At 51.8% G+C, this 9,724-nt stretch carries 6 protein-coding genes; 3 read left to right on the top strand and 3 right to left on the bottom strand.

From position 1 onward, the window contains the following. Positions 1-72: 72 nt before the first annotated feature. Positions 73-1,635 (bottom strand): hypothetical protein, encoded by a 1,563-nt coding sequence (locus K2I50_RS07100; protein WP_301025590.1) that lies wholly within the window; start codon positions 1,633-1,635, stop codon positions 73-75. Positions 1,636-1,901: 266 nt separating this feature from the next. Between K2I50_RS07100 and K2I50_RS07095 the strand changes: the two genes are divergently transcribed. The 3 genes from K2I50_RS07095 (at position 1,902) to K2I50_RS07085 (ending at position 6,228) form a co-directional block, all read left to right on the top strand. Next, positions 1,902-3,062, top strand: coding sequence for an ABC transporter substrate-binding protein (locus K2I50_RS07095; protein ID WP_301025588.1), 1,161 nt, complete (start codon positions 1,902-1,904; stop codon positions 3,060-3,062). A 110-nt stretch (positions 3,063-3,172) separates the two neighbouring features. After that, the gene (gene feoB / locus K2I50_RS07090; RefSeq protein WP_301025586.1) at positions 3,173-5,608 is read left to right on the top strand and encodes a ferrous iron transport protein B; all 2,436 of its coding nucleotides are present in this window, start codon (positions 3,173-3,175) and stop codon (positions 5,606-5,608) included. Positions 5,609-5,643: 35 nt separating this feature from the next. Further along, positions 5,644-6,228 carry an IMPACT family protein gene (locus K2I50_RS07085; protein WP_301025585.1) on the top strand — a complete coding sequence of 195 codons (585 nt, stop codon included), beginning with the start codon at positions 5,644-5,646 and terminating at the stop codon, positions 6,226-6,228. Between the two features lie 54 nt (positions 6,229-6,282). On the opposite strand, the gene K2I50_RS07080 is transcribed toward K2I50_RS07085, so the two are convergent. Beyond that, on the bottom strand, positions 6,283-7,620 hold the full coding sequence (locus K2I50_RS07080; protein ID WP_301025583.1) for an MFS transporter: 1,338 nt from the start codon (positions 7,618-7,620) through the stop codon (positions 6,283-6,285). Positions 7,621-7,630: 10 nt separating this feature from the next. Further along, positions 7,631-9,505 carry a TonB-dependent receptor plug domain-containing protein gene (locus K2I50_RS07075; protein WP_301025581.1) on the bottom strand — a complete coding sequence of 625 codons (1,875 nt, stop codon included), beginning with the start codon at positions 9,503-9,505 and terminating at the stop codon, positions 7,631-7,633. Positions 9,506-9,724: the final 219 nt, after the last annotated feature.

Genomic DNA, 9,724 nt, shown 5'->3' with positions numbered 1-9,724 from the left:
AGCGAAAATATGCTCGACGATTGACCGCCCTGACGGTAACATTTATTATTAAACAAGCTCTTATAATATTATTTAGAATACTATTTTCTCGGCCTTGGAGCCTATGCGCTTTACATAAAGAGTACCCTTGACCGGGGCGGTCACCACACGCCCCATAAGGTCGTAGTACACAGGTGCCGACATGCTGCCGTCAGTGTCCTCATCCACGCCATCGATTGCCGAGGTACCGGGAAGCACAAAATTCATACGTGCATTTCGGTTGACAACGTATGCTTTGGAATTGCCATGCTCATAGAACACCAGACTATTGGCAGGGAATGAGATAACTCCATTCTTCAATGTGCCGTACAGGTCTCCGGCAGGGCGTCCAAGCGATTCATTGAACGTCGGCAGAGACTCCACTACGCCATATCCGGCAAAAGTGACATTTACACCGAGATTGGAACTGCGCATCACCACCTTGTCGGGGTCAGTGGCATCAATCTCGATATAGTGGGTATGATAGTGACGGTCAAGATGCAGGTTAAATCGTGTATAGTACTCCCAGCTTGTGTAATATGGATTCTTCAGACGGTAAAGTCCGGGGTTCTTAATATTACGCTCTATTATTACCTCGTGCGACTTAGTGAAGGGTATTACCGACTCATAGGCCGAGCCATAGATATCATCGGAGTAATCGACCGTGCCGATATCCTCCCATGCCGACTTGTCGTCATTGTATACGAAGAAGTTGCTAACCTTGCTTGCGGCTATATTGCCGTCAGCATCAAGCAGGATGACGAAGAATGTATACATACCGTCGGAAAGACTGTAGCTCTGTTCACCGCTTTTCAGTTCCTTGCCGGTCTTTGCAATCGACTCGATATTCTCCTCGCTGCCGACATAGAATCCCTTGTATACCCCGCCTACCGCTTTGGCAGCGTCAGCACCATAAGTAAGCGTAAACTCAACGTCGGAACTAACCTGACAGAAATCGAGCGAATAGTGTATCGAATAGTCGGTAATCTTTGCTCCCGGAAGAGCGATTCTCACACCATCGTTAAACGATGTGAGCATCCACTCGCCATAAATGTCGATATATGCTGAAAACGCATTGCGGGGAAACGTTATTATCCTGTCTTCCAGCTTTCCATACCCCTTGGATGCATCCTCGCTCCATCCGTTCTCAGGCACAGTATGGCTCATCAGGAAATAGTCATATGGAGCAAAGTCCTTGGCTACCACCTTCTCAGGGTCGGTAGCGTCGATATATATGTAATTCCAGTCGGCCTCCCAATTGAGTTCGGCTATAATAGTGCCTTCATAATATGGCAGTATGCGGTAATAGCCGGGCACAGTCTCGCTCTCTTCGATATCGACCTGCCAGTTGGTGCCGGTAGCGTCCATAAAGTCCTCATAGGCACAAAGTAGATCCTCATACCACATGCCCTTGCCTATATTCTTCCATCCGCCATTGACTATGGCCTCATCGACCTCTCCGGGCTTCTTGTCGGCCTCGTCGGCCCTCGATGGAGCCGACTGCACCGGAGCCTGCGACCCAATGACATCAAACTGTACGGGATGCAACTCCGCACTCATGGTAAATGCCACAACTGACATTGCGACAGATGACAGCGTTGTGTAAATTCTATTCATTCAATATGTTTTTAAAATTTCATCAAATTTAATCAAAAGGGCACTATTATGCAACCGCATGCATGGTTTTGGTGGCATTTTGCCTGATTTTTCCGATATAAGTAAGTCATGTAGCTCGCTACACTCCTTCCTCATTGAGGAAAAATCAAACAAAAATCCTCTCGCCGATAAAATAATTTTTACGACTTACTTAATCGGAGTATCATATTTACATGAAGATAGTTTTACTACCTTTGTAGTATAATACATCCATACCCGACCGAAATATGAAAACATCCATACGATTCAGGATACTCGGCGTTTCTCTCCTCCTTGTTCTTGCCATGACTTCATGCAACGGCAACAGCCGTAACACCACACCCGACAGTGCACTGACCACCGAAATATACACCCCGGAATATGCCGGAGGATTCCGCATACTCGGCGACTCCGCTCACGAGAGCGTGATAATCGAATCAATAAATCCCTGGCAGGGAGCCGACAGCACCGTACGCCGCCTCTTTATCGAGCGTGGCGGAGAAAAAGCTCCCGAGAAGTTTGACGGACAGGTAATCAACGGCAACGCACGACGCATCGTGACTATGTCGTCGACACAGATTGCCATGCTCGACGCCATAGGAGAAGACAACAGAGTGTACGGTGTATCGGGCATCGACTACATCTACAACCCCGACATACAATCGCGCCGCGACAGCATTGCCGACGTAGGCTTTGAGGGAGCGGTAGACTACGAAAGGCTGATAGGAGCCAACCCCGACCTGGTAATGCTATACGGTGTCAACGGACCCAACCCAATGGAAGGCAAACTGCGTGAACTCGGCATACCCTATATATACATCGGCGACTATCTCGAAGAGTCACCGATAGGAAAGGCCGAATGGGTAGTGGCTCTGGCCGAGATAACCGGCCAACGCAAAAAGGGAGAGAGCGTATTCGCTGAAATACCTCAAAAATACAACGCACTGAAGTCCCTGATTGACTCTACCGCCACCAAAGTCCCGTCGGTGATGCTCAATATTCCTTACGGCGACGCATGGTTCATGCCTTCGACCGACAACTATACAGTGCGTCTTATCGTAGATGCCAAAGGCGACTATATATATAAGCACAACAGCGGCAATTCATCGCGCCCGATTGACCTTGAAGAGGCATATATGCTCACATCCTCGGCCGACATGTGGATAAACACTGGCACCGCAACCACTCTCGCCCATATCAAGGCGGCATGCCCGAAGTTTACCGACACACGATGCTACCGCAACGCACATGTCTACAACAATAATCTCCGTACAACCAAAGCCGGAGGCAACGACTACTACGAGTCGGGGATAATGCATCCCGACCTTATACTCCGCGACCTAATCACCATATTCCATCCCGGCACATTCCCCGTCGACTCACTCGTATATTACCGCCGTCTTGAATAGCCTGCCATTGTTAAATAATGTTATTATTTAAACTCATTTTAAATAATAACATGCTTTGCAGGATGAGAATTAAAATGAATTTCGGAACTTTGCGGCAACCAATTGAGAATATGCGTCTATCTGAATTAAAGACCGGCGAGACCGGTGTGGTAGTAAAGATATTGGGCCATGGTGCATTTCGCAAACGCGTGATGGAGATGGGCTTCGTCAAAGGGCAGGAGATAAAGTCACTGCTCAACGCGCCATTGAACGACCCCATCAAATACAGCATCATGGGCTACGAGCTATCACTGCGCCGCAGTGAGGCCGACCTGGTAGAGGTGGTAAGGCTGAAAACAACCGACAAAGATACAAGGCCGCGCGCGCAACAAGGCGTCGACCTGCCCGAATCAATATTGGAGGAAACTGACGATATTGCCTCCGACGACCCCCACGAACATGCACGGCGCACACAGCGCACCATCAACATCGCCCTGGTGGGTAATCCCAACTGCGGCAAGACCTCGCTGTTCAACATCGCCTCAGGAGCCAAAGAGCATGTGGGCAACTACAGCGGCGTGACGGTTGACGCAAAGCGCGGACACTTCAGCTACGGCGGATACAGATTCAATATAGTAGACCTTCCCGGCACATACTCCCTCGCATGCTATTCACCCGAAGAGCTGTATGTACGCCGCTATCTGCGCGACGAGATGCCCGACATTGTGGTCAACGTAGTAGTCGCCTCCAACCTCGAGAGAAACCTATATCTTACCACAGAACTTATCGACATGGACCGTTCGATGGTAATCGCCCTCAACATGTACGACGAACTTGAGCATTCGGGAGCGACAATCGACTACCGCATGCTTGGCGAGATGATAGGAGTGCCGATGGTGCCCACGGTATCGCGCACCGGAGAGGGCCTCCACAATCTTTTCGACACGATAATACGCGTATATGAAGGGAAAGAGAATGCCGTACGCCACGTACATGTGAATCTCGGTCCGGAAATAGAGCCGAGCGTCACCATGGTAAAGGACGCAATCAAGGCCGACCCCGCTATCGGCGTACACTTCTCACCTCGCTATCTTGCCATAAAGCTGCTTGAGCATGACTCGGAGGTAGAGGCAATCGTAAAGGAATCGCCCGACCATAAGAAACTGCTTGAGCTGCGCGACCAGTGTGACGCTCTAATCGAGAAACGTACAGGCGACGACGTGTCGGGTATCATAGCAAGCGAAAAATACGGATTCATCGACGGCGCTCTGGCCGAAACATATGTCGACTCAACCAAAGAGAAGGCAAAGACCACACATATAATCGACGCGTTTGTCACCAACCGCCTGTTTGGCTTCCCGATATTCCTCGCCATCATGCTATTCATGTTCTGGTGCACTTTCGAGATAGGTTCCTACCCTATGGCCTGGATTGAGAGTGCAGTAGCCTGGATAGCCGGACTGGTGGAGACATACATGCCCGAAGGGCCACTGAAGGACCTCGTGGCCGACGGCATAATAGGTGGCGTAGGTGGCGTAATCGTGTTCCTGCCGAATATCCTTATCCTGTATTTCTTCATATCGTTTATGGAGGATTCGGGCTACATGGCCCGCGCTGCGTTCATAATGGACAAGCTCATGCACCGCATCGGCCTCCACGGCAAATCGTTCATACCGCTGGTAATGGGATTCGGCTGCAATGTACCTGCCATCATGGCTGCCCGCGCCATCGAAAGCCGTTCGAGCCGCATCATCACAGTGCTGATTAATCCGTTCATGTCATGCTCGGCGCGTCTGCCTGTATATGTGCTGCTCGTAGGCACATTCTTCTCAAAGCATGCGGCACTGGTATTCCTGTCGCTCTATCTGCTCGGCATACTGGTAGCTATAGTCACAGCCCGCCTGCTGCGCCGCTTCTGGTTCAAGACCGACGAGACACCGTTTGTAATGGAACTTCCACCCTACCGCCTGCCGACACTTAAGTCGTCGCTGCGCCATATGTGGGGCAAGGGCGAGCAATATCTGAAAAAGATGGGCGGCATAATACTGGTGGCAAGCATCATCGTATGGGTACTCAACTATTTCCCGCTACATGACGACAAGTCGACCGCAGGCATCGAGCAGCTGACTCCCGGCGATGATTCACGTATAAATCCCGACAGCGACTCTTACCTCCAGATGCTTGGCAAAGCGGTAAATCCGGTGATGGAGCCTCTGGGCTTCCACTGGCGCTCCACAGTGGCTGTGCTTGCGGGCGCTCCTGCCAAGGAGATTGTGGTGTCGACCCTCGGGGTGCTGTACACAGGCGACGAGGAGATTGACGACACCGCTCTGTCGGCCCGACTCACCGCCCCCAATCCCGCGACAGGCAAACCAGACTTCAATGCCGCCAACGCACTCAGCCTCATGGTATTCGTGCTGCTCTACTTCCCATGTATGGCCACAGTAGTGGCTATCGTCCGAGAGACAGGTTCATGGCGCTATGGCGCATTTTCGGTCGTCTACAATACCCTGGCCGCATGGATAGTGGCATTCCTGGTATATCAGGGAGCCTTGCTGATAGGATAATTCACTTAACGCCAAATTACTACTGCCCCTCAATCATGGACTACCTCACCCTTGCAGCGCCTTCCGAGGCAAAATATACCGAGAAAATGAGCAAGTTTCTCGCCTTTGCCCATCCTGTAGAGAGCACAGAGGAAGCCAAGGCTGTTATTGCCGTATACGCCCGAAAATACCACGACGCTCGCCATGTGTGCTGGGCCTATATGCTCGGAGCCAAGCGTCTTGACTATCAGAGCAACGACAACGGCGAGCCATCGGGCACAGCCGGAAAGCCTATTCTCGGACAGATAAACTCGTTTAATCTCACCGATGTAGTGATTGTGGTTGTGCGCTATTTCGGTGGCATCAAGCTCGGCACATCGGGGCTTATAGCAGCCTACCGCGAGGCAGCCAAAGAGGCCATCGAAGCAGGGAACATAATCCAACGTAGCGAAATGGCCCAACTGTCATTTACATTCCCCTACCTGTCGATGAACGATGTAATGCGCCTGGTAAAGGACACTGGTGTAAAAGTCATGAGCCAGGAGTTTGACAATGCCTGCTCGATGACAGTGGCAATGCCTGCCGACGATATGGAACGGTTTACCACACGCCTGCTCGATATCGACGGCACATCTATATGAGAAACACAGCAACCAAGGAGCATTGACCGTTGTCCCGAAGAGGACCAATTACAATCAGTCATCCGACGCCGACGGAGCCGACTGTCGGAAGAATATCAGGAACGACACCAGTACAAGCATACAATACCCGGCAAATATCCACCATACCGTGCTCCAGTCGCCCATGAAGTATCGCTGGCCGTCGGCCGACATCTCCCAGTGACAGAAACGGTTGACCACGGCTCCGGCCACAATCATGCCAATAGAGGCTCCGACACCCTTTGTCACCATCATAATTAGTCCCTGGGCGGCACTTCTGTCGGATGCCGGCGCCTGACGGTCGATAAAAAGAGCGCCGGCCACATTGAAGAAGTTGAAAGCCACTCCATACACAAGCATCGCCCCTACTATCAGCCATATGCCACGGCCGGTGTCGCCCATGGCAAACAGCGCGAAATTGGCAACCCAGGCAAGTATGGCCATCGCAACCGTGCGCTTTACTCCGGCACGTGCAAGCACGCACCCCACCGGAAGTATCCACAGAGCCTCGGATATCTGCGAAAGCGACGACAGTAATGTAGCGTTGCTCGCGCCAAAAGTCGCGGCAAACTCAGGCATGCCGCGGAAGTGGGTAAGATATGGAGTCACATAGCCGTTGTTGATCTGCAACGCCACACCTATAAGAGTAGAAAACAGGAAAAATGGCAACAGACGCGCATCGCCAAGCAGGCGGAGCGACCCTATCACGGGCCATGTGCGCCAGTCGCCCGATATGGTATTGCGACGGCACACAGCAACCTTGGGCAGACAGACCGCATATACCGCAGCTACTATTCCGACCACACCGGCGGCGAAAAGTTGCATTACCGTGTACTGAAAGCGCTGCATGGCGTGCGGACTGCTATCCGACAGGGTAAAGCCAACGGCACCGCCATCGGTCCATATGGAGTTGACAGTCCACATAGCGGCTACAAACCCTACAGTGCCCCACACCCTAATCGACGGAAATACCTTGACGGGCTCCATGCCACAGCTCTTGAGCAGAGCGAAAGAGACCGAGTTGCACAGCGCTACCGTAGGTATGAAAAACAGTTCGGATAGGGCAAAAAGCGTAAAAATCACCTGGAAGCGCGGGTGGGGATGGGTGTAACCATAGTGCCATGTAAGCAGCATCATCACCGCCGCCATGGCATGGCACACTCCAAGAAGCCTCTGCGCGGGCACAAACCTGTCGGCCACAGCGCCCATCAACGCCGGCGCAAACAGAGCGGCAAAGCCACCTGCAGCATAAAACCACTGTATACCAGAGCCCAACCCTGCCGCGCCGAGATACTGTCCCAACGACACAAGATAGCATCCCCATACGGCAAACTGCAGAAAAGTGAGTATCGACAAACGTGTCTTTATTCCCATAGCTTAGCGGTCAGAATCGGAAGTCGACACCACCCATCATAGTGAATCCGGGCATCGGACATCCGTAGGTGATTTCGTAATGCTTGTTGTTGATATTGTCAAGTTTCAGAAAGAGAGTCACAGGACCGTCGCGACGGTCGAGAGTGTATGCACCTTTCAGATTGACCATAGCATAGTCGCTCTTTGCAGCACCGCCTGTCAGCAGTCCCCATATGCTCACGACTTCTCCTGTGAAAGCCCACCGGCCCGGAGTATAGTTGACCTGGGCGAACAACTTGTTTTTCGGAGCGTAAAGCACCTCGGCATCAGTATGGAGATAACTATAGTTGGCCATCACGTTCCATCGGCTGTTGATGAGATATGATGCGTCGATTTCGAAACCTTTGTTGATAAACCGTCCGACATTCACGTTGCGCGGACGGCCGTCGACACGCTGTGTCTGTATCATGTCCTTGCCATCGATGAAATAGAAACTCACGCCCATGTCAAGACGGTCGCCGAGAGCTTTCTGACGCAACTCCACCTCATAGTTCCACAGGTGCTCGGGACGCAGGTCGGGATTGTGGGGAGGATAAAGGTAGAGTTCGCGCAGATTGGGAGCACGGAATCCCTTGCCCCAGGAGAATTTGACCGATGATCCCTCCATAGGCTTGACTATAAATCCGGCCTGAGGCACCCACACGTTGCCGTACTGCGATGAGTGTTGCAGACGCACACCTGCGTTCACATTAAGGATATTGCTGAAAAATCCCTGCTGCACCATCACATAACCGGCAATTTCGTTTTCATACTCCTTGAATTTGTCATTGCGCATACCGGGGTCATCCTTAGGCGAGTTCCACGTGCGGCCTCCCCAGTGCACGAAATCGATTCCGGCCGATATGTCGCCGGCTTCCCACGGATGTATGGTCTGAAAGGCTGTGACACCCATATTATAGTCATGAGAGTGGAAAAGGTAGTCGGTAGGCTCCTCGCCGACGCCCCATCCATCATCGACAGTATGAGCGCCCCAGCTTATATAGGCCTGCACGCCGCCGTTGGCCACACCATAGTTGTCGTGGACATAGACAGAGGCTGTGCCACGGAATATGTCGGTCCACATGCTCTCAAGCGGTTGCTGAAGAGTGCCCGGATTGTGGGCCTTGGTCTGTGTCATGGTGACATTGGAGCCCACCTGCCAGTTGCGGTCTAAAGTATAATACAGTTGCAGATACTCGTTTGCGAGCCAGAAATCGCTACCCTTGCGGTTACCGTTGCTGCGGTCGAGCTGCCCCGAAACGGTCGCTCCGAAACGTCCCTTGCGATATGATATCCCTGTACGGAATTTCTGTGTATTGAATGAGCCGAACATAGCCTGTCCGCGGCCGTTTACTCCATCCTCGGTAGCACGCCGGGTAATGATGTTGACCGACCCGCCCATAGCGTTTGAGCCATATAGCAGCGATGACGGACCGCGTACTATCTCGACACGCTCTACACCGTTGGCCACATAAGTGTCCGACAGTGCATGACCAAACACTCCGGCCCATTGCGGCTGGCCGTCAATCATGAAAAGCACTTTGTTGCCCTGCCCCACTCCACGAATGCTCACAGAACCGGCTGCTCCGCCCGAAACTCCATAGCCGGCAAATCCACGTTCGCTGACAAACAGACCCGGCACCTGATTCTGTAGCACCGGCAACAGCGATGACTCTCCACTCTTCTCGATAGTCGACGCCGTGACGGTAGTCACTGTAAGAGGTGTAAGCTCGACCGTGGTCTTATATGGTGCTGATACCACTACGTTTTTCAACGATACGGTGTCGGGCGACATGGCATCAGCGGCATAAACCGACGTCAGCCCCACAAGCGACGCGCCAATAGTGCATAGAATAACTTTTTTCATCCTTCCTTTCTTAGAGATTGTTTGAATTTTGGAATGTCAGATTTTCTCATGACGAAATATACGGCTACAAATATACGAGGGATATTCGCAGAAAAAGAACAGCGAAAGTCGGACACATGTCCCGTTCGCGGTGGCAAAGCCAATTTTTTAATGCAAATATACGCATATTCGCAGACAAACTGTCATTAACTGCCAGTCACCAAAGTATCGGAAACGATT

Source organism: Muribaculum sp., assembly GCF_029051885.1.
In the GTDB taxonomy this organism is placed as follows: Bacteria; Bacteroidota; Bacteroidia; order Bacteroidales; family Muribaculaceae; genus Muribaculum.
Note: the sequence above shows the minus strand (reverse complement) of the source record. Positions and strands in the feature narration are given on the sequence as shown.